Below are 21,977 nucleotides of genomic sequence, written 5' to 3' on the forward strand. Positions count from 1 at the left end.
TTCTTAATGCCCTACATTATAGTCAATTATCGATCTGATTGCAAACAGGTAAAAACAGTTGGCAAATCAATGGTAAAGGAAGAATGAAAAAATCAAACTGAAAATAAATAGAACTAAACTATCGAAGATTAAAGACCAGACCACGAAGGATCTCTTTCCATCCCGATGCTTGAACTCGGCCAGCGGAGCTTCCACATCATGCTCACCCAATCGTTTATTACGTGTCGCCCTTGCAAAACGTTTGAAACTATAAAGGATGCCATCGAAAGCACCGCCCTGATAGATAAACATAATTAGTCCTATACTAAAAAAAAATAGGCTCACCATTGATACAGCATCAATTAGTGAAAGCATGGAGAAAGGATCGTGATATAGGAATTGACTGATCATTACGAGAACGACTTCGACCAGTCCTATGTATAAAAAAGAAATTCGAAAATTTGTCAAAAATACTTTCATTATCGATCACCTCACCCACATTCTAACAGATGCAAACGTTTCCAATCAAATGCCGATGTCAGGTATTATGACAATAGTATAAAAATTTCAAACCAAGAAAAACTGCTTAAGATCAATAATTTCGACACCACGAGGGTTAAAATCTATTAATTTCCAAAAAAAAAACATGCAAAATGAAATAATTACTTGTATAATAGCATCTGTAGGTTAAATCGAACTTTCAGAAAAGAAAGGAAGATCACCTAAAAAAGATAATAATTTAGGGGAGGTTATTGCTTTTATGAAAAAGAAGGCAAAATGGTCCTTAGTGCTATCGTTAGTATTAGCACTGAGCCTTGTTCTTTCTGCCTGCGGTGGTGGAACAAGTTCTAAGAAAAGTGGTAGCAGTACTTCATTAGCAAAGGATCAAACGTTGAATTTGGCAGCTACTGCTGATATTCCAACTCTTGATCCTAACCTTGCAACAGACACGACGTCAACAAACGTTATCGCAATGACAGAATCTGGACTTACAAGAATGCATAACAACAAGTATCACTGGGATCTTGCTGCTGGTGCACCTAAGGTAAGTGCAGACAAGAAGACAGTTACTTTCAAGCTTCGTGATCAAAAATGGTCCGATGGCAAAGCTATTACTGCACAAGACTTTGTTTATGGATGGCACCGTCAAAATGATCCTGCGGCTAAACCAGCGTATAACTTCCTCTTTGCAGCAGCAAGCATTAAAAACGCTGCAAAAATTGAAGATCCGACAAACAAAAAATTCTATGGCAAATATAACGAACTTGGTATTAAAGCATTGGACAGCAAAACACTTCAAATTACTTTTGAACAACCAATGCCACCTTTCTTCTATAGTATTCTTTCACAACCTCAGTTCTATCCACAACGTGCTGACTTTGTTAAGAAACAAGGAAAGAAATATGCACAAGGTGCTTCCAATCTTCTTTACAGTGGCCCATTTGTTCTCTCAAGCTGGAATAAAGGTTCAGGCTGGACTTACAAGAAGAACAAAGATTATTGGAATGCAAAAGCAACAAAACTTAACACTGTAAATGTTCAGGTTCAAACCGACATTCAAACACGTGTTAACCTTTATAAGACAGACAAGATCGCTACAGTTGGACTTACAGGTGAATATGTAACGTCACTTAAGAAAACAAATGCAGATGAAATTCATACCGCATTAAGCCCAAGCATGTTCTTCTTGTACATTAACCAGAAAACGAACAAGAACTTGAAGAACCTTAACCTTCGTAAAGCAATTAACGCAGCAATCGATCGTGACAGCTTTGTAAAAGTACTGTTCAATGATGGATCTGTTGGTTCTAACTATGTAGTACCAAAGGGTTATGCAGTTGGCCCAGATGGCAAAGACTTCCGTGGTGCTAACCCAGTTAGCGGCTACTCTGCTGGAACTGCAAAAGATGCAAAAGCATATTGGAATAAAGCGAAAAAAGAACTTGGCATTAAGAAATTGAATTTGAACTTCTTGAGCTCTGATGGCGCTCAATACAAACAATGGGATTCTTATCTTGCTAACCAGTTACAAAAGAATCTTCCTGGTGTAACGGTAACAATTAACCAACAACCATGGGCTAACTATTTGAAACTGAACCAAAGCTTCAAATTCGACCTTGCATTTAGCGGTTGGTTCCCAGATTATCAAGACCCAATGACTTACCTTGATATGTGGACTTCAGGTAACCCACAGAATACAACTGGTTGGTCGAACAAGAAATTTGATTCTCTAATCAAGAGTGCACAAACTGAAACTGGCAATCCTTCTAAACGTTGGAACGACATGCTAGCTGCAGAAAAAACAATGATGGCTGATTACCCAATCGTACCGATTTACCAAGGCGGCGAAACATGGGCTCAAAAACCATTTGTTAAAGATTTGTCTTATCCTTCATATGGTCCGCAAGTTGACTTTGTGCAGACTTATATTACGAAACACTAAGACAAACACAAGACTTTTGAATCAAGTTTATTGGAAAACTGTTGTGGGAGGAGAGTATATGTTGGTAATACATATGCTCTCCTTCATTATTTTAAAAATTTAAAAATAATGAACAGTTTATTACGTTGATCACGATGAAATAAAAAATAGATATGTGTTATATTATGATTTTCATGGGAGGTTCTAACCCAGTGGGGCGTTATGTTCTGAAACGATTAGGGTATATGTGTGTCACATTCTATGTTGTCATTACGTTGACTTTTCTGTCTATGAAACTGTTACCTGGCACACCATTCCAAAACCCAAAATTGAGTCCGGTACAAATTAATCAATTAAAACATTACTATGGTTTGGATCAACCGGTTGCTGTCCAGTATGTTAAGTACTTATGGAATCTGCTTCATGGAGATATGGGTGGTTCATTTCAGTTTGGGAATGAATCGGTGTCAACTCTATTAATGGCAAAATTCCCAGTTTCCATGGACCTTGGCCTTGAAGCGATTATTCTTGGAACAATTTTCGGAATTCTTCTTGGTATAATCGCAGGATTACATCGTGGAAAAGTTCTGGATTGGGGAACGATGGTTTTCTCGGTTTTAGGTATATCTATTCCTTCATTCATTTTTGCAGGAGTGTTGCAATATTTTCTAGGTGTGTACGTTCAGTTATTTCCGGTTGCAGGTTGGAATGGGCCAAGCTCTCACGTGCTTCCCGTGATTTCACTTGCTGTCGGCGTACTTGCTGAAGTTGCACTCTTTATGCGTACTGAAATGGTTGAAGTGATCAATCAGGATTATATTGTAACGGCGCAGGCGAAAGGCTTATCGAGAGCAGCGATCGTTTATAAGCATGCGATCAGAAATGCACTGATTCCCGTTGTGACCATTTTGGGGCCACTGACTGCAGCTATTATTACAGGATCTCTTGTTATTGAAAGCATATTCGGTATTCCAGGAATTGGTTCACAGTATGTATCTTCAATTACAACGAATGATTATCCAATGATTATGGGTACAACCGAACTCTATGCAGGATTATTTATTTTATCGATATTTGTAGTGGATATTCTCTATGGAATTATTGATCCAAGAATACGTGTGTCAGGAGGTCGAGCTTAATGGCAGCGGCAAATGAAAGTATTACAAAGGACATGTTTCTGCCGGCAGAACTTGATCAATCGGCAAACGAAAAAATTTCAGGTGAAGTAGTTAGCGTATGGAAAGATGCTTTCCGACGTTTTGTTCAAAATAAAGGAGCGGTAGCTTCTCTGATTATTGTCATTGCCATTGTTCTGATGGCACTGATTGGTCCGCATCTGAATAACTACGGTCCAACAGATCAGGATCTAAATCGCTCAAATCTTCCCCCACGTATTGCAGCTTTATCGTGGCTCCCATTTTTCAGTGGTAAGGAAGACGGCATTGATGTGTACCAACAACATGGGATTAAAAAAGATTTTTGGTTCGGAACAGATCAACTGGGCCGAGATCTTTGGTCGCGTACATGGGATGGTACTCAAATTTCGTTGATTATTGCACTAATCGCAACTTTGGTGGATGTATTTATCGGGGTTACATACGGAGGTATTTCAGGTTACTTCGGTGGACGTACGGATAACATTCTTCAACGTATCTTGGAGATTATATCTGGTATCCCTAGTCTTGTCTGGATTATCCTGCTTATACTTGTGATGAAGCCTGGCCTTATACCGATTACGATCGCAATTATGGCAACAAACTGGATTGCTATGGCTCGAATTGTCCGTGGAGAAATGTTAAAGCTAAAAAATCAAGAATTTGTTCTTGCTTCCACCTCATTAGGAGCGAGTCACTCTCGAATTATCTTTAAACATATGATCCCAAATTCTTTAGGAATGATCATTATTAATACCATGTTCTCTATTCCATCGGCGATCTTCTTTGAAGCATTTTTGAGTTTTATCGGATTAGGAATTCGCGAGCCACAGGCTTCGCTGGGTTCTTTGATCAACAGTGGTTATGAAGTACTGCAGTTGCATCCATATCAGACCGTGTATCCTGGGCTTGTTATTTGTCTCTTGCTAATTGCGTTTAATCTTATTGGAAATGGTCTTCGTGATGCTTTCGATCCGAAGTTACGCCATTAACAGGAGGTAGAATCGTGAGTAAATTACTTGAAATTAATGATTTGCACGTTCAATTTAACTTGATTGGACGTCGTGTTCAAGCTGTCCGCGGAGTTAGCCTCGACTTGAATGTTGGTGAAACTCTTGCAATTGTCGGTGAATCCGGATCAGGTAAATCCGTGACTTCCAAAGCAATCATGGGGTTGATTCCAAATCCTCCTGGTGAGATCGCAAAAGGAAGTATATCGTTTGAAGGTAAGGACCTTGTTCAATATAGTGAGAAACAAATGCAGAAAATCAGAGGAAAAGAAATATCAATGATCTTTCAGGATCCGATGACTGCATTAAATCCTACTATGAAAATCGGCAAACAAATTATGGAAAGCTTAATTAAGCATCAAGGTATGTCAAAACATGATGCGCGTGAGCGGGCCATTGAATTGCTGAAACTGGTTGGCATTCCGAAGCCGGAGAAACGTGTCGATGAATATCCACATCAATTCTCAGGCGGTATGCGTCAACGTGTTGTTATTGCGATTGCATTAGCATGCAATCCTAAAATCTTGATCGCCGATGAACCAACAACGGCGCTAGACGTAACGATTCAGGCACAAATTCTTGACTTGATGCGTGACCTGCAAAAGAAAACAGGTACTGCAATTATTTTGATTACGCACGACTTAGGTGTCGTGGCGAATATTGCACAGCGTGTGGCTGTTATGTATGGCGGTAAAATTGTTGAAACGGGAACATTGGATGAACTTTTTTATCACCCGAAACATCCGTATACATGGGGCCTTCTTGCATCGATGCCGAAGCTACATGCGAAAACAGATAAATTGCTTGCAATTCCTGGAACACCTCCGGATTTAAGTGATCCTCCAAAAGGATGTCCATTTGCGGCAAGATGTCCTCATGCAATGAACGTATGCACAACTCATATGCCTGAGTATACGGAATTATCGGCAACGCAGAAGGCAGCTTGTTGGTTGCTCGATGAACGGGCGCCAAAAGTTGCTCCGCCGGAGACGATCGGTGTAGGGGGAACGAACAATGACTGATTCTAGAGAGAAACTGCTTCAAGTCAAAAATTTGAAGAAGTATTTTAACATTTCCCGAAAAGAGATACTCAAAGCGGTTGATGAAGTCAGCTTTGATATTTACAAAGGCGAAACATTAGGACTTGTTGGTGAATCAGGATGTGGGAAGTCAACTACCGGACGGACAATTCTTCGCTTATATGAACCGACAGACGGTGAAGTGATCTTTGATGGTGAAGACATTGCCGGCAAATTGTCAACAAAAGCGAAGAAGAATTTGAGCAGACGGATGCAGATGATTTTTCAGGATCCATATGCTTCCCTTAATCCACGAATGATGGTCAAAGATATCATTGCTGAGGGCATTGATATTCATCATTTGGCAAAGTCACCGAAGGAACGGATAGATCGTGTTTATGAATTGCTCGAAACAGTAGGATTAAACCGTGAACACGCCAATCGCTATCCACATGAATTCAGTGGTGGGCAGAGGCAACGTATAGGAATTGCAAGGGCACTTGCTGTTGACCCAGACTTTATCATTGCTGACGAACCCATTTCAGCATTGGATGTTTCAATTCAAGCTCAGGTCGTCAATCTGCTTCAGGAACTTCAAGAAAAGCAAGGCTTAACGTTCTTGTTTATTGCCCACGATCTGTCAATGGTAAAACATATTAGTGACCGTGTAGGTGTTATGTATCTTGGAAACATGGCAGAACTTGCAACGAGTGACGAATTGTATGAACATCCGCTTCATCCTTATACAAAATCACTTTTATCTGCGATCCCTGTGGCTGATCCGGAAGTTGAGCGTTCACGCGAACGGATTATTCTTGAAGGCGATGTTCCAAGCCCAATCGATCCTCCAAGCGGGTGCAGATTTAGAACACGTTGCCCATTTGCTATGGATATTTGTGCCAAAGTACGGCCAAAATGGCATGAGGCTGAAGAAGGGCATTGGGTTGCTTGCCACTTGCATGATGAAGAAATAAAAGCAAATAATGTGTAAGAAGATGAATAATTCCCATTACCGCAAACGGTAACGGGAATTATTTTTTTCGACGATTAAGCATGAGTTGAGCAATAAAACTAAGTAAGGTTAATACGAGCAAAAAAGTGATGATTGACATAGATAAGATTTGAAAAAAATGATATAAAGTAATGGACACCACAAGAAGAAGAGCGAAAATAATCGTGATCATACGCAACATAGACTCACTTCCTCAGATCATCTTTTTGAATACTTTTTGATTCGCTCACGTATATTAATAAAAGGAATGCTTCTTAAAGGCATTTTTGGGCTCATAGTGAGGAATACATGATGCTCATAAAGTATTTATTGGTGTCCAAGCTTATCATAATCGAACTTCAATCTCAAGTAGATGAGAATGAATGGTTCCTTCGTAATAAAGTGAGCTCTTGACAAGTAGTGTGGGACGGTTGAGAATAAAGTCAGACAGAGAATGCTCTGATGAGGATTCAGAACATAAAATCAATGCAGTAAATTAAGGAGGAGATCGTTGGTGAAACCTAAGGAAGTAAGACGGAGGCGGAAACATTCCATTAGGAAATGGCTGAAAGAGACCTTGGGGCAATTACAACCTAAGTCACAGGACGCACCGTCGGCTAATTTGAAATTACCTGCTTAATGTGATGGGATGAATTCCAATATAATGAATGGTGAGTAGGACTTCTCGACATTTGAGGAGTCCTTTTTACATTCTCAATACCGAAATGAGAATGAACAATTATAATGAAAAAATATTTCGTGTCGAACAATGACGAAAAAAGCACATATATCGAAGAAATGTGAGATTATTTTCATATAAAAAAGGGTATAAAATTTATAAGAATTATTATATAATAAAGTTAGCCTCAGAGAAGAATAGAAAGTTTCTATTATCCAAAGGAGGGAAAAAAATGGTCACACTTTATACATCCCCAAGCTGCACATCTTGCAGAAAGGCGAAAGCTTGGCTTAAGGAACATGACATACCATTTAAAGAACGGAACATTTTCTCCGAACCGTTGTCTATCGAAGAAATTAAGGATATTCTACGTATGACTGAGAACGGGACAGATGAAATTATTTCAACACGATCTAAGGCATTTCAAGAGTTGAATATTCAATTGGAAACAATGTCTATTCAGCAACTCTTTGAGTTAATTAAAGATAACCCAGGTTTGTTGCGCCGCCCAATTATGCTTGACGACAAACGGTTGCAGGTCGGCTACAACGATGATGAAATCCGTCGTTTTCTTCCTAGAAAGGTACGGACCTTCCAACTTCAAGAAGCGCAGCGCTTGGTTAACTAAAGTCATCTTTTAGAAACCAAGTTGATTCAATAAGGATTTTTTGGTTTAGATAATCATGTTAAAACGGCCGTCCGTTTCCGGACGGCCGTTACAATTATTCTGAATGAGTTATGATTTATCAGTGACTTGACGAGAAGAGAAAACATTGGTTAACCAACTGACCATTAGTAAAGCAGTAATCAATAGGACAGGTAACAGGTAAGAACATTGTGGATATGCATTAAAAAATCCGTGCAATTTTGGCTCGTCCAGAATCATTTCTGATGCGGTGTAGCCCAAAACGCCTCCGCCCAAATAGATGAGTAAAGGGAAGTGTTCCATAGCAATCAGAATGAGTTTGCTCCCCCATACAATAATGGGCACGGACACAATGAGCCCAATTGCAATATAACCGATATGGCCTTTTGAAGCACCGGCGATCGCTAACATATTATCAAACCCCATGACAACATCCGCAAGGACTATGGTGCGAACCGCTGCTAATAAGGAGGAACCGGCACGGATGTGGTGTTCTTCCTCCTTATTGGTCATCAATCGGAGAGCAATCATAATGAGAAAAAGCCCGCCTGCTAGGAGAAGAAAAGGAATATTAAGTAATGAAACGACCATTGCTGTAAGTGCTATACGGACAACAACAGCAAGTCCTGTACCTAGGAATATCGCTTGATTTCTCTGCCTTTCACCGAGCCTGCGACAGGCAAGAGCAATGACTACCGCATTGTCTCCTCCTAAAATGATATCTATAAAAATAATTTTTATGATGAAGAGTAAGGTGTTGAAATCAAAAGACATGCGCATAGAGCTCCTTTCCTCTGTCTCCGTTTCAACTTATGCGGACTTGTCCTGAATCATTCCGGTCATTATCATGGACAAAGTTTCGTAATGTTTTGTGCATAAAGTGCTTCTTCTACCAATAAGATGAAGCAATTAACGGATTATCTTGCTGAGAAGGCAAGTGCGGAATATTTTAAATGCGGATCATTATATATTTCAATAACGAAAGATTTATCATACAATAGAAGTACAGGATACATGTTGTCCCAATGACACTTGGTCACTCCCATACTAGTGAAGAAGAAGGGAGAGATAGCGATGAAGATCGAACGAATAAATGAAAACACATTAAAATTCTATATCAGTTATTTGGATATCGAAGATCTTGGCTTTGACCGTGAAGAGATTTGGTACAATCGAGACCGGAGTGAAGAATTGTTCTGGCAAATGATGGATGAAGCACATAACCAAGAATCCTTCTCTCTTGAAGGACCGCTATGGATCCAGGTTCAGGCATTGGAAAAAGGGATGGAAATAATTGTAACCCGTGCTCAACTTTCCAAAGACGGATCAAATTTGCAGCTCCCGATCTCAGAAGATAAACATTTGGATATACCAATCAATGAACGCGAAGATAGAGAATTTGAACAGGAGGAGATCTCGGAAGGCCAAGAGTCCAAAGATAACGCCGATATGGAACAAGGTGAAGAGGAGTTAGGCGCTGTTCAGCCAATTTCATTCATTATTGAATTTGACGATTTCGAAAATCTCATTGCATTAAGTCATGCATTTCAAACGCATGAAGCCATGGATACTGCATTATTCGCATATAAAAATCGATATTATATACAATTGACATTTGATGATGCGTTGTCAGATGAAAGCCAAGACGATGATTTAAGCAAAATGCTTGAATTTGGATTAGATACCAGTTTAACGCATTTTATCCTTCAGGAGTATGGGAAAGAATTGATTCACGATCATGCGTTGGAGACAATTAAATCTCATTTTCCCTTACGTGATTAAAAGGAAAAAGAGACAATATTTTGTAACAGAGAGCTTGCCAAACAGGCAAGCTCTCTGTTATTGATATCTATCCAAATATTGGTCGTACATGCATCACCACTCATCCAAAGGCAATCAACCTATAACCGCAACTGTTGCGCACCACTCGTCATTGCTTATGCATTTTATAAAAATTGATTGATAAGCAGGAATCTTTTCAGAACTTATGGAATTCATTGTTCATGAAAGGTGGTGAGTCTTTGCTCATTGCAGCCACAAAAGATGAAATCAGAATATCTCTACTTGACACAAATCAATCAAAACAAGAGCTGGTACGCTTGAGAAGATCAAATGGATTTATCTGTCCAATCTGCCGAGCACCGGTGATGCTGAAAATGGGCACAAAGCGGCACTGGCACTTTGCCCATCTTCCTCATCAGGGATGTCATATCGAAGGCGAACCAGAAACGCCGACTCATCTGTCTGGAAAAGAAGACTTGTTTCGCTGGTGTCAAGACGCTGGTCGATCGCCTAAATTGGAGCACTATCTTTGTCATCTTCAGCAGAGACCGGATATCTATTTACCCGGTATCGAACCGGTAGCGATTGAATATCAATGTAGCTTGATCCCAGAAGATTTATTTGTGAAACGATCTTATGGATACTTAAATGATGGAATTACACCTGTCTGGGTAATCGGCGCCAATCGTTTTCACAAACGCCGAAGAACACTGAAATTATCAGGATTTTCTGCTTTATCCATTCGCCAATCGCGCCTTTTCCTTGGTCAACATCCTTTTGCTTCACCTTACTATGTTTGTTTCTATGACTCCGTTTCCAAGTATTTTCTTCTTGCAACACAACTGTTCCCCATTTCAAAAACACGCTTTATTTCCCAGGAAAATATGATCAATAGATCACAGATTATGCCCTTTCAATTAACTGCTCCTGCCGAACGTTTTTCATCGAAAACTTTTAAAGAGGTATGGCTTGCCACAAAAAGACAATGGCGGTTATCTCCACCCACTCGGTTATCAAATGAAGAATACGCGTTGCGTAACCAAGTTTATCAGCATAGAAAACAATTTTCTTGTGTGCCTGGTTATGTTGGGTTGCCGCTTGCGTCGGCCATCTATTTTCTTAATTCTCCTTTTTTATGGCAAATGTGGCTTGTTCTGCTTATGGGCACCATAGAAAGCGGCTGTTGGTTCACTACGGAGCGGATTATTAGAGAAACAGAAAAACGACGGATGGGCAATCTCTTTGCCTTGCGCAGTCTTCCACTTTGTCCGAAGGAATCGATGAGATGGCCTCTGTGCATTTATCTCGACTACCTGTGGAGCTTAGGTATTGCTGAGAAAACAGGGCGGAGCTACCGTTTGAAAACAGGGCATTGGCCAGAACTGTCATTGCCAACCGCTCTTCAAGAGGATCAGAGGGTACTCGATCGATTGGAATTGTTGCTTAAGCATGAGAAATAACGTATGTCTAAACGGTTTCTCGGAGGAATGGGTCTATGAATGCGTGGTTGCGAGACACTTCGGGCTTGTTCCTGATGACCTCGAGACTATTGAGATTGGTTTAGTTTTGCGTAAAAAGGAAAAAAGAAGTAGGATAATATTGATACATTTTTTGGAAAAGCAACGATATTGGAGGTGCCGCAATGGCTGGTGAACAAACTAATGCGCTCCCTAGGAGAGAGGATATTCCAGTTGAAGAAACATGGAATCTGGAAGCTATCTTTTCAAGTGTGGAAGCATGGGAACGTGCGTTTAATAAAGTAAAGGATCTAATTGCGGAAGCTGAGCAGTTTAAAGGCAAACTTGGAGCATCCGCTGAAAATTTATATTCTTTGCTTAAAAAGCAGGATGAAATGACTGAACTTTTGTACAAAGTCTTTGTCTATGCACACATGAAAAACGACGAGAACACAGCAAATGCGACCTTCCAGGCGCTGCACGATCGAGCTGGAAATCTAGTCGCTGTGTCCGGAAGTAAGCTGGCTTTTGTTGTTCCGGAAATTCTGTCTATTGATCCGCAAACCTTGAAAACCTACTTGGAAAGTAATGAAGGGTTACAACTCTACCGTCGTGCACTCGATGAAATTATTAGAACCCGTCCGCACGTTCTGGATAGTGAAAAAGAAGCACTTCTTGCTGCAGTTGGAGAGGTAACCGATGCATCGTCGACCACTTTTGGGATGTTGAATAATGCTGATTTAAAATTTCCCACAATCAAAGGTGAAGATGGAAAGGACATCGAGATTACCCATGGGCGTTATGGCACGCTTATGGAAAGTGAAAATCGGCAAGTTCGTAAGGATACGTTTGAGGGGATCTATAAAACCTATGGTGCGTTCAAAAACACACTAGCTTCGACACTAAGCGGCCAGATCAAACGGGATACTTTTTATGCACAGGCGCGTCATTATCAGTCGGCACGCGAAGCCGCATTGTTCAGCAATGAAGTTCCTGAAACGGTCTATGACAATCTGATTAAAACAATTCATGAAAATCTACCGTTGATGTACCGCTATGTGGCATTACGCAAAAAGGCACTTGGCGTCGATAAATTACACATGTATGACCTCTATGCGCCGCTTGTGCCGAATGCCAAGATTGAAGTCACTTACGATGAAGCTAAGGAGATTGTACTTAAAGCGCTGGCCCCACTTGGTGAAGACTACATTGATGTAATCAAGGATGGCTTTGAAAAACGTTGGATTGATGTCCGGGAGACGCAAAATAAACGGAGCGGTGCTTATTCAGGTGGTAGTTACGGCACAATGCCCTATGTTCTCCTGAACTGGCAGGATAATGTCAACGGCGTGTTCACGCTTGCACATGAATTAGGCCACTCAATGCACAGCTATTATTCACGTACTTGCCAGCCGTATCCGTATTCGGATTATTCTATTTTCGTGGCGGAAGTGGCATCGACGTGCAATGAAGCGTTGCTGAATCACTACATGCTGGAAAATACGGATGATAAGAAAAAGAAACTTTATCTGCTAAATAATCAGTTAGAAGGCTTTAAAGGAACGGTCTTCAGACAAACCATGTTTGCTGAGTTCGAACATATCATTCATGAAAAAGCACGTGCCGGAGAAGCGCTGACGGCTGATCTTCTAACAAAGACTTATTACGATCTAAATAAAACATATTTTGGACCGGATATCGTTGTTGACGAGGAAATTGGCCTCGAATGGGCGCGAATTCCGCATTTCTACTACAATTATTATGTTTACCAATATGCGACAGGGTATAGCGCCGCGTCTGCATTGTCCTCACAGATTTTGCAGGAAGGTGCACCGGCAGTTGAGCGTTATAAAAACTACCTGAAATCGGGCAGCTCAGATTCTCCAATTGAAGTGCTCAAAAAGGCGGGTGTGGACATGGCGGATCCTAAACCTGTCCAACAAGCGATGGATGTGTTCAGTAAAGTTCTGGACGAAACAGAGGAACTATTGTTTAGCTAATAAGCATGAACTAAAAGACGGGACTGGAGCCGAAGCTTCAGTCCCGTCTTTTAGTTCTTACCCTTGTTGCCCCTGTGCCAGGTCAGAAAGCGGACCATGAGGAAAATAGTCAAGAAGAGCAGTGCTCCGGAGATAAATAGCGATTCAAGGTGAAGCAGGCCAAGTAGAAAATGATAGAAAAGAAATACAACCAGTGCGGCGAGTAGACAGAATATGACCGATTTCATGAATCGTTCCTCCATAGATTCTCTTAGAACAACCTTATGAAGATGAACAGTCAAAAATACCTCCATGGTCATGGATTTACTTTGCGTCATCCTAACCAAATATACAGGCGCTATGAAAATCCTATGCGTAGGACAATAGAGAATGTTCGGTTAAGGTCTGAGGTACATTTTTAAACGTTCATGGATCCAATCCATCGCCACACTTTTCTGATAGACGAAGTCAAAAAGTCGTCCGCGGATATACACGTCATAACTGAACCAGTCGCGTTTCGTCATTCTGATGTGGTGGGCAAAGAGTTCTTGCTTGTTCTCACGTAAGTCCTGCGTGACTTCATGGATGATATCATCAAAAATTTCCAAATAGAGTACACGGAATTTTGTATGGGTTATCGCAATGACTTGGCGATCACGTGCGAGTGCCATGCGGATGAGCGGCAAAAGTGCATACTCAGTGGCAATTCTGGTTTCATCTGGTGTCATCTCAGAAGCCGGAAGATAGCGTTCATCGTCACTCATTTGAAATGCCCCCCAATTTTGCTGGCACGAGCCCGCAGCTGGCTGGACGGCATCAGCGAAGTGCCACGGAAAATTGCTGTTTTCCCATACTTTCGATAGATCGTATCCACTGCGCTGCTTAACTTTTCCTTTTCTTCATGATGGGCAAATAGATCAAGCTGATAATTAGCTGAAGCTGGCTGCAAATCTCCGAGTGTGACCGCGGCGGCCCGTACAGGAAGTCCATCCCAGCTTTCTGTAAACAGTAGGTTAGTGGCGTGATAAATGTCCATGCCGAAATTCGTGGCGAACGGCAGCTTAATCTGACGGTGAAAGCCCGTGTGCCGTTCAAAGGTGCCGGAAATGCCTACAGAAACGACATTTCCCATGTAATGCTTGGTACGCGCTCGATAAGCCACCTCCTCACTCAATTCAAGAAGAATAACGCGTATATCCTTTAGATCCGGATAATCATAGGGCAGTGTCATGTGGTGCCCGATCGCTTTTTGTTCAGTAAAGGTTCCGGGTGAGACAGGAGCGTGGTCCAGCCCATGCGCCGTTCGCCACAGCAGCTCGCCGTTCACCCCCCACCGCTTACGAAGCAGATGTACAGGATATTGGGCGAGATGCCCGATTCTGCGAATACCCATTCCGATAAAATGTTGCTCCATACGATGTCCGACGCCAAATAATTCTCCAATAGGCAATGGCCAAAGGTAACGCTCAATATTTTTTCGGTTCAATTCGAAAATACCGGTCTTGTTTTTTTTGCCAAAATGATCGCAAGCCATTTTTGCCAGAACCTTATTTGGTCCAATGCCGATACGTGCATAGATACCGAAATGTTCTTGCATGCAGTGTTGAATTTTCCGCGCAATCGTCCATGGAGAACCAAAGATGTTTTGACTATTCGTCACATCAATAAACTGTTCGTCAATCGAGTACGGTTCCACCAGATCGGTAAATTGATTGAGAAATCGTGTGACTTGAGTAGAAATATCAATATAGTGCTGCATGCGCGGCAAACGGATGACTGCCTGTGGGCATTTTAGCAGTGCCTGGCCGAGCGGTTCTGCGGTAAGCACGCCAAATTGCTTGGCGATCGGGCAAGCGGCCAGTACAATGCCACTTCTCTGTTTTGGATCGCCAGCAACGATCAGAGGCCGATCTCTAAATTCCGGGAAATCCGCCTTTTCAACGGAAGCATAAAAGGTTTGCATATCGATTAGGAAAATGACCCGATTCATGTTGCCACCTCATATTCGTGAATATGCGTTTATTATACACGAACATTTGTTCTTTTAACAATGGAAATAAAAACATATGTTCGTTTTTATTGGCAATCATCAGGAACAAAAAGGAAAAAACAGAAAAATAAGCCTTACTTCTCATTTTTTAAGAAGTAAGGCTTTTATTGACTGCTTATTTGGTTTTGGCGATATACGTCCAATACGCACCGCTTTTTAAAACAATCGGTTCAATAATTTGCTGCAGCTGCAGCTTGCGTAATTCTTTCAACGCTTCTTCTTCGCTTAGATCATAAATGACGGCCACTTCTTGGGTGGTCAAAAAGCATTGCTGTTGAAAATAATCTTTTAGTGGAAGATTCGGAGCCGGAATAGGTTCTTCACCTAATAATTCGGTTAAAACCTGCACATACACTGAATACGGGTAGTGACCGTTAACCTTGATGGCTTCCGAGTCATCGCAAGGTGCTGAAAAAACAAGTGTTGGTAACTCGGTAATGGATAATTCATTTGCTAATCGCCGGTCACATTGAAAAGCTTTGATCGGGCGGCAGGAATGATAATCATTAGAGAACTCTTCAACATCCAATCCTGCCAGCTGAGCGACTTCCAAAAGTTCATTAAACTGATTCAAACCGTGCTTTTTAAGAAATATTTGTTCACGAACACGGCGGAGAAAAATTTGTCCGGCTGCTCCCCCTTGAAATTCAGCAGCCTTAATCGCGTAAGCAATGGAATAGGGGGAAGGAGGATTTTCACGCCATACGTCACTGTCACAGCACATACCGGTGAGGCGCGCGTATTTGTCCCATTCCTCAGCAATTTTTTTTGCACGGTGAAATTGGCAACGATTTGTTGTGTCATGATTTGTTGTCAATAAAACGCGAAATGTAAAATACTCATGGTATTGAAAAATAAACTTTTTCAGTAGGGGTTCAAACCCCCAGCATTCAAAACAAAGTGGGTCAATGAAAGTCAGGATCTCAACACGTTGAAAGGACCGTTTCTTATTTGGTCTGATCGTACATGATTCGTTTCCTGGTGTTCCTTCACATGTTGATCCTTCGTCAAAGCGTGTCATGGAACCCCACCTTTAGAAGAATTTTTAACTGCAACGGCATCAAAAATGGCGCCTGACTCAGATAGGCTTTGCCGATATCCGGATTATCCATTATTGATAAAGTCAACCTGCCTTTATTATATTCTGTCAGTTTCATTCATTGAATCGGTGATAGCCGTCATCTGAAACTAACTACATTGTAACAAGATCATAAGGATAAGGGCAACTAATCAGTACTTGGGAAAGGTTGTTCATCGAGAGCGATCAATATTATGAAAATTCATTTAGTGAGATAAATGAAACTTTTAGGAAAATGTCTTTAGGTGTTGAATCATAAAATGAAGGTGCTATAATTTGAGACCCAAGGAAATAGAAAAAATACACTTAAATAAAGGAAGACAGAAATGGCGACTTCTTCTGCAATTGGTGAACTTATTAAAAAGTCAGGTATTTCAATTTGTGCTGCTTTCTTATGCGCGATAAGCATGAATTTGTTCCTTGTGCCGGCGCATGTGTATGCAGCAGGAATCAATGGCGCTGCTCAGCTGATTTCCGACATTTTGTTTGACAGGGTGCATCTTCATCTTTCGATCGGTTTGTTGGTTTTGATTCTGAACTTGCCGATTGCTGTATTAGGATGGTATCGGGTAGGGAAGAGCTTTACTTTATTTAGTTTTATTACTGTGATGTTGACCTCATTTTTTCTTACGGTGCTTCCGGTACACCCTTTGTCATCGGATATTTTATTGAATTCAATATTTGGTGGATTGATTTCTGCGGTTGGTGTAGGCGTTGCTTTGAAGTACGGTATTTCAACCGGTGGGCTTGATATTATTGCGATCTTCCTGACAAGGAGGAACCGTAATGCCTCATCAGGAAAATACTTTTTAATTTTAAATGGTATTATTATTATCATCGCCGGTGCGGTCTATGAATGGCAGTATGCACTTTATACGTTAATTTCACGATTTGTGAACAGCTATGTGATCGATATGATTCATACCAAATATCAGAAGTTGACGGTGTTGACCATCACCGATCAGGCAGAGCGATTAACTGAGGCTATTCAGGACCAGTTTGATCGCGGAATGACGATCATTCCTTCATATGGTGGCTATACCGGAACGAAGAAGAGTACGGTGATGATGGTCATTAGCCACTATGAATTGTACAAGATGGAACGCTTAATCAAGGCCATTGATCCGAATGCATTTACAAATATTTTGGAAACCAATAAAATTATTGGTACGTTTCACACTGAAGAGCAACAAATGGCTATTCAAGCGATGAAGCATGGGGAGCATTCGCAAAAGATGGAACAGACGCTCGGCGCTCAGGACTATGAGCGGTTCCAAAAATTATTCAATCCATCCACTGCAAAATAAACGTATAGAAAAAAATGAGGGACACCGATGAATAATCGGTGTCCCTCATTTTTAATCTCTATAATGAGTAAAAACAAAGCGTTTAAAATGTGTAGAAGCCGGTGATAATGCGCGGTCTTCATACCAAGAAAGCCCAATTTGACGTGAACAGCTCGGCCATCGTACATGAACCTTAGCTACCTTGCTATCGTCAATATCTTTTTGATCAGGAAGCAAGGCTACGCCTAAACCTGCGGCAACGAGACCGGCGAGCGTCGTTACTTCTTCACCTTCAAAAGTAATGTTTGGCGTGAAGTTTGCTTTTCTGCAGAGTTTATCGGCAATTTTACGCAGTTCGTACCCCTTTTTGAGCGCGATCATTGGCTCCGATTGAATTTCATCCAATGTGATCGATTCACGCTTTGCAAGGGGGTGGGCCGCAGGGAGCATCAAAAAGAGTTCCTCATCCCATAATCTTTCCCATTGAACATGTGGGTCATCAAATGAGTGATGGACGAGACACAAATCAATTTCTCCGGCTTGAAGCTGCTTGAGCAGTGATACATTGTTATTTTGGTAGAGCTTGATTTTAATGTTGGCATGCTCTTTCTGAAATGCTCGGAGAATGTCCGGTATCATATTGACCCCAAGAGTGTGTAAGAACCCTAACGAAACTTCACCATATTCTGGGTCAAGCAGGGACTTGATCTCCATTTTTGTTTCATCAATCTCTTTAAGAATTCGGTTCACGTGTTTCAGAAATACTTTACCGTACTGATTTAAGATGATGCTCCTACCCTGTCGCTCAAAAAGGGAAATACCGAGTTCCTCTTCAAGTCGGGCGATTGATCTACTGAGCGCAGGCTGAGAAATTGACAAGTCTTCCGCAGCTTGCGTCATGTGCTGCAATTGAGCAACTTTCTGAAAGTACTCAATCTGCTGCCATTCCATAAATGATCACTCCTAGAAGTTGAGAGGCTTATTCTATTGTAAATATAAAGATAACATATTCAACCTAAAATATTTCACCATTATGAAAATTTATTGTGATCATTTTAAAAATAGGGGTGTCAGAAGGAACAACATCCGAATTTGTCACTCTGCTTCTTGTTGTATTGGGTCCAAAAATTGAAGTAGAAAAGCATCACAGTAGTGCATTCAACAGATTTCATGCATCAATATCATTCACAGAATATATTAGACATCACTTGTTGTTTGTCATAGTATGGATGATACAAAGAGAAACAGAGAGGATGGAATTTTTCTATGAATTACATTTCACCAGAAAGCAAAGCTTTTAAAAGAACACTCGTGGCTTTGTTTCTGGGTAGTTTTATTATGTTTGCGGATCTTTACTGTACGCAACCAGTCATTGCGGTGATTGCGGCTCAATTTAATGTGCAACCGGCTGCTGCTAGTCTGACTTTGTCGGCAGCAACTGGAGCACTTGCCATTTTTCTATTATTTGTTTCCTTCACTTCAGGTATGTATGACCGAAAAAAGGTGATGGTACTTGCTCTTGTCTCATCAGCCTTTCTTTCTCTAATTGTCGGATTCATCCATTATCTTCCTTTACTCATTGCCGTACGATTTATCCAAGGGGCACTACTTGCGGGTTATCCATCGATTGCTATGGCTTATATTAATGAAGAATTTGACAAGAAAGTACTTGGTTACGTCATCGGAATCTATGTGAGTGGAAACAGTCTGGGCGGATTGACCGGTCGACTGATTGTCGGCTCACTTAGTGATACTTTTTCTTGGAATGTAGCCATCGCAGTTCTTGGTATTCTAAACTTAGTTATGTGTGTACTTTTTATCCTCTTGCTCCCCAAATCGAAACATTTTGATGCAAAACGTGGATCGATGAAAAGGACGACAGCAGGATTTCTTGAAAATATTGAATCACCAGCACTGGTCATCCTCTATTTAATCGGGTTCATTATGATGGGAAGCTTTGTGACGGTGTACAATTACTTTGGTATTCCGCTCATGGAACCACCGTATAATTTGAGCCAAACTTTAGTTGGCTTTGTTTTTATCATCTATCTTGTTGGGACATTTAGTTCGACATGGATGGGACGATTGTCTGATCATACGAGTCGATCTGGGGTGATTGCACTTTGTATTATTATGATGACTTCAGGTTTACTGATCACGATGTCCCCAATCCTAATCTTGAAAATACTTGGTTTAGTGATGTTTACGTTTGGCTTTTTCGGAGGACATTCGGTTGCCAGCAGTTGGGTAGGAATTCTAGCCAACAGGCGTGAAAAAGCACAGTCATCTTCGCTTTACTTACTTTTCTACTATGTTGGATCCAGTGTTATTGGCCCTGTTGGTGGATTATTCCTTGAATGGTATGGATGGGCGGGGGTTGTGGCTTCAATTTCAATTCTCTGTTTCATTGGTATTTTGCTCGCCTATATTGTGCGCAAACTGGTCATGAATGGAGAGTGCCATCGTTTTCGGCACCATCACCATCATCATAAAGTTGCAGGACAAATTTAATCAGTAAGAACAAAACGGAAGATCAATCATGCAGTTGATCTTCCGTTTTGTTGTTTTCATCGACTACAGCTCAGTTGTCGCTGACGCTTGGCTTCACCAAGATTTCTATATTATAATAGTTAAGTTATGGAAATGAGCAGAAAGAAAAAAAGAGGTGCTGGGCAATGACTGTTTTTGAAGATTATCAGTACGAACGACCAGAAGTTGCCAAATACGAAGAAGCTTTTCAAAAGGCTTTCGATACGCTGAAAAATGCGGCAACATTTGAAGATGCAGTACATGCTGTTGAAGAGGTCAACCACTTACGAAAACATCTGGATACGATGTTTCGCCTTGTTGAAATTAGACATACCATTAACACTGAAGATCCTTTCTATAAAGAAGAAAATGATTTTACTGATGAAACAATGCCTATTTTTGAAGGGAAAACAACTGAATTTTATAAGCTGCTGCTAAGTTCTCCATTTCGCGCTGAACTGGAGAAGAAATGGGGCAAACAGCTCTTCGCACTTGCCGAAGCGCAGCTCAAATCGTTCTCTCCAGAAGTCATTCCATTGATGCAGCAGGAAAACAAATGGGCGTCAAGGTATACGAAACTGATTGCAGCTGCGAAGATCCCATTCGACGGAGAAGAACGCACACTGGCACAAATGGTCCCGTTTCAACAATCTTCTGATCGAAAAGTAAGAAAAGCAGCGCTTGAAGCGTATTTTGGTTATTTTGCTGATCATGAAAAAGAGTTCGATGAAATTTACGATCAATTGGTTAAGATTCGAACAGAAATCGCGCACAAGCTTGGCTTTGATAACTATGCCGATCTTAGCTACTTTCGAATGGCACGTATCGGTTATGACAAAGAAATGGTCAAAAATTATCGGGAACAAATTAAAAAATATGTTGTACCGGCCGCTCAACGACTCTATGAACGGCAACGGAAAAGAATTGGCGTGGACTCATTAAAGTTCTATGATGTCCCATTCCAGTTCACAACCGGGAACGCAGTACCAAAAGGCAATGCGAACTGGATTATTGAGAATGGAAAGAAGATGTATTCAGAGCTGTCAAAGGAGACCGGCGAATTCTATCAGTTTATGCTGGATCATCATCTGATGGATCTGCTTGCCACGAAAGGAAAGGCGGGCGGCGGATACTGTGAATACATTTTTGATTATGAGTCACCATTTATCTTCTCCAACTTTAATGGGACGGCAGATGATATCGATGTGCTCACACATGAAGCCGGACATGCATTCCAGGTCTATTCGACGCATACGGATATTCCGGAATATCGTTGGCCGACATTTGAGGGCGCTGAAATTCATTCAATGAGCATGGAATTCTTTACATGGCCATGGATGAACCTGTTCTTTAAGGAAGATGCCGATAAGCGCAGATTCTCTCACCTGAGCGATTCGCTTTTGTTCTTACCGTATGGAGTAAGTGTCGATGAGTTCCAACACGTTGTCTACGAACATCCGGAAATGACACCGGCACAGCGCAAGCAAGCGTGGAAGGATATTGAGAAGAAATATCTACCTTACCGCGATTATGATGGCATTGAATTTCTCGAGATGGGTGGATTTTGGCTACGGCAAGGCCACATCTTTGAATCACCTTTCTACTATATTGACTATACACTGGCTCAAGTGTGCGCCTTTGAATTCTGGAAGAAGTCACAGGAAGATTATGGTGCTGCCTGGAAGGATTACTTGCATTTGTGCAAACAAGGAGGAAGCCAATCCTTTTTGGATCTCGTTAAGACAGCGGGACTTGAATCACCACTTAATGAAGGTTGTGTCGCTTCAACTGTGAAGGCTGTTACGGATTGGCTAGATCAGGTGGATGACAGTAAATACTGATGAGTCACTGAATAAATTGCAGAATAAAGAATAAACCTCGTATTGGATGAGACCAATACGAGGTTTTTCATTTTT

The 21,977-nt window shown here is 41.2% G+C and carries 19 protein-coding genes; 12 read left to right on the forward strand and 7 right to left on the reverse strand.

Annotation, left to right across the window (positions count from 1 at the left end; translation table 11 throughout):
- Nucleotides 1-66: 66 nt before the first annotated feature.
- Nucleotides 67-459 (reverse strand): DUF3899 domain-containing protein, encoded by a 393-nt coding sequence (locus NIE32_RS00105; protein ID WP_253051778.1) that lies wholly within the window; start codon nucleotides 457-459, stop codon nucleotides 67-69.
- Between the two features lie 280 nt (nucleotides 460-739).
- On the opposite strand from NIE32_RS00105, the gene NIE32_RS00110 reads away from it, so the two are divergent.
- The 6 genes from NIE32_RS00110 to spxA all read left to right on the forward strand — a co-directional run bounded on the left by NIE32_RS00110 (nucleotide 740) and on the right by spxA (nucleotide 7,882).
- Complete coding sequence (locus NIE32_RS00110; RefSeq protein WP_253051780.1) at nucleotides 740-2,422, forward strand: peptide ABC transporter substrate-binding protein; 1,683 nt, start codon at nucleotides 740-742, stop codon at nucleotides 2,420-2,422.
- 191 nt (nucleotides 2,423-2,613) lie between these two features.
- Entirely contained in the window at nucleotides 2,614-3,540 is a 927-nt protein-coding gene (locus NIE32_RS00115) for an ABC transporter permease (RefSeq protein ID WP_253051782.1), read from the forward strand.
- Entirely contained in the window at nucleotides 3,540-4,547 is a 1,008-nt protein-coding gene (opp3C, locus tag NIE32_RS00120) for an oligopeptide ABC transporter permease (protein ID WP_253051784.1), read from the forward strand. Before NIE32_RS00115 ends, opp3C begins: the two co-directional genes overlap by 1 nt.
- A 14-nt stretch (nucleotides 4,548-4,561) precedes the next feature.
- Nucleotides 4,562-5,587 carry an ABC transporter ATP-binding protein gene (locus NIE32_RS00125; protein WP_253051786.1) on the forward strand — a complete coding sequence of 342 codons (1,026 nt, stop codon included), beginning with the start codon at nucleotides 4,562-4,564 and terminating at the stop codon, nucleotides 5,585-5,587.
- A complete protein-coding gene (locus NIE32_RS00130; RefSeq protein WP_253051788.1) occupies nucleotides 5,580-6,575 on the forward strand; it encodes an ABC transporter ATP-binding protein in 996 nt (331 codons plus the stop codon). The genes NIE32_RS00125 and NIE32_RS00130 overlap by 8 nt, the downstream gene beginning before the upstream one ends.
- 911 nt (nucleotides 6,576-7,486) lie before the next feature.
- On the forward strand, nucleotides 7,487-7,882 hold the full coding sequence (gene spxA, locus NIE32_RS00135) for a transcriptional regulator SpxA (RefSeq protein WP_023509241.1): 396 nt from the start codon (nucleotides 7,487-7,489) through the stop codon (nucleotides 7,880-7,882).
- Nucleotides 7,883-7,990: 108 nt separating this feature from the next.
- Here the strand turns inward: spxA and NIE32_RS00140 are convergent, their stop codons facing one another.
- Nucleotides 7,991-8,674, reverse strand: a complete 684-nt coding sequence (locus tag NIE32_RS00140) for a TerC family protein (protein WP_253051790.1) — start codon at nucleotides 8,672-8,674, stop codon at nucleotides 7,991-7,993.
- A 300-nt stretch (nucleotides 8,675-8,974) separates the two neighbouring features.
- On the opposite strand from NIE32_RS00140, the gene mecA reads away from it, so the two are divergent.
- The 3 genes from mecA (at nucleotide 8,975) to pepF (ending at nucleotide 13,139) form a co-directional block, all read left to right on the forward strand.
- Nucleotides 8,975-9,682: an adaptor protein MecA gene (mecA, locus tag NIE32_RS00145; RefSeq protein ID WP_253051792.1), complete on the forward strand. Its 708-nt coding sequence runs from the start codon at nucleotides 8,975-8,977 to the stop codon at nucleotides 9,680-9,682.
- Nucleotides 9,683-9,921: 239 nt separating this feature from the next.
- Nucleotides 9,922-11,142: a competence protein CoiA gene (locus NIE32_RS00150; protein ID WP_253051794.1), complete on the forward strand. Its 1,221-nt coding sequence runs from the start codon at nucleotides 9,922-9,924 to the stop codon at nucleotides 11,140-11,142.
- A gap of 182 nt (nucleotides 11,143-11,324) precedes the next feature.
- Nucleotides 11,325-13,139 (forward strand): oligoendopeptidase F, encoded by a 1,815-nt coding sequence (gene pepF / locus NIE32_RS00155; protein ID WP_253051796.1) that lies wholly within the window; start codon nucleotides 11,325-11,327, stop codon nucleotides 13,137-13,139.
- Between the two features lie 50 nt (nucleotides 13,140-13,189).
- Here the strand turns inward: pepF and NIE32_RS00160 are convergent, their stop codons facing one another.
- From NIE32_RS00160 to NIE32_RS00175, 4 genes are all read right to left on the reverse strand, one after another.
- Nucleotides 13,190-13,366, reverse strand: coding sequence for a hypothetical protein (locus NIE32_RS00160; RefSeq protein WP_253051798.1), 177 nt, complete (start codon nucleotides 13,364-13,366; stop codon nucleotides 13,190-13,192).
- 150 nt (nucleotides 13,367-13,516) lie between these two features.
- Nucleotides 13,517-13,882, reverse strand: coding sequence for a YhjD family protein (locus tag NIE32_RS00165; protein WP_253051800.1), 366 nt, complete (start codon nucleotides 13,880-13,882; stop codon nucleotides 13,517-13,519).
- Complete coding sequence (locus NIE32_RS00170; protein WP_253051801.1) at nucleotides 13,879-15,108, reverse strand: DNA polymerase IV; 1,230 nt, start codon at nucleotides 15,106-15,108, stop codon at nucleotides 13,879-13,881. Before NIE32_RS00170 ends, NIE32_RS00165 begins: the two co-directional genes overlap by 4 nt.
- Nucleotides 15,109-15,283: 175 nt before the next feature.
- Nucleotides 15,284-16,189: a DsbA family protein gene (locus NIE32_RS00175; RefSeq protein ID WP_253051803.1), complete on the reverse strand. Its 906-nt coding sequence runs from the start codon at nucleotides 16,187-16,189 to the stop codon at nucleotides 15,284-15,286.
- Between the two features lie 383 nt (nucleotides 16,190-16,572).
- On the opposite strand from NIE32_RS00175, the gene NIE32_RS00180 reads away from it, so the two are divergent.
- Nucleotides 16,573-17,553 (forward strand): YitT family protein, encoded by a 981-nt coding sequence (locus NIE32_RS00180; RefSeq protein WP_253051805.1) that lies wholly within the window; start codon nucleotides 16,573-16,575, stop codon nucleotides 17,551-17,553.
- A gap of 51 nt (nucleotides 17,554-17,604) precedes the next feature.
- Here NIE32_RS00180 and NIE32_RS00185 read toward each other — a convergent pair whose 3' ends face one another.
- Nucleotides 17,605-18,483, reverse strand: coding sequence for a LysR family transcriptional regulator (locus NIE32_RS00185; RefSeq protein WP_253051807.1), 879 nt, complete (start codon nucleotides 18,481-18,483; stop codon nucleotides 17,605-17,607).
- Between the two features lie 315 nt (nucleotides 18,484-18,798).
- Between NIE32_RS00185 and NIE32_RS00190 the strand changes: the two genes are divergently transcribed.
- Together NIE32_RS00190 and NIE32_RS00195 are read left to right on the forward strand one after the other, a co-directional pair.
- Nucleotides 18,799-20,043 (forward strand): MFS transporter, encoded by a 1,245-nt coding sequence (locus tag NIE32_RS00190; RefSeq protein WP_253051809.1) that lies wholly within the window; start codon nucleotides 18,799-18,801, stop codon nucleotides 20,041-20,043.
- Between the two features lie 164 nt (nucleotides 20,044-20,207).
- Nucleotides 20,208-21,902, forward strand: coding sequence for a M3 family oligoendopeptidase (locus NIE32_RS00195; RefSeq protein WP_253051811.1), 1,695 nt, complete (start codon nucleotides 20,208-20,210; stop codon nucleotides 21,900-21,902).
- Nucleotides 21,903-21,977 lie beyond the last annotated feature (75 nt).

This window comes from Sporolactobacillus kofuensis (genome assembly GCF_024125425.1).
Classification (GTDB): Bacteria; Bacillota; Bacilli; order Bacillales; family Sporolactobacillaceae; genus Sporolactobacillus; species Sporolactobacillus kofuensis.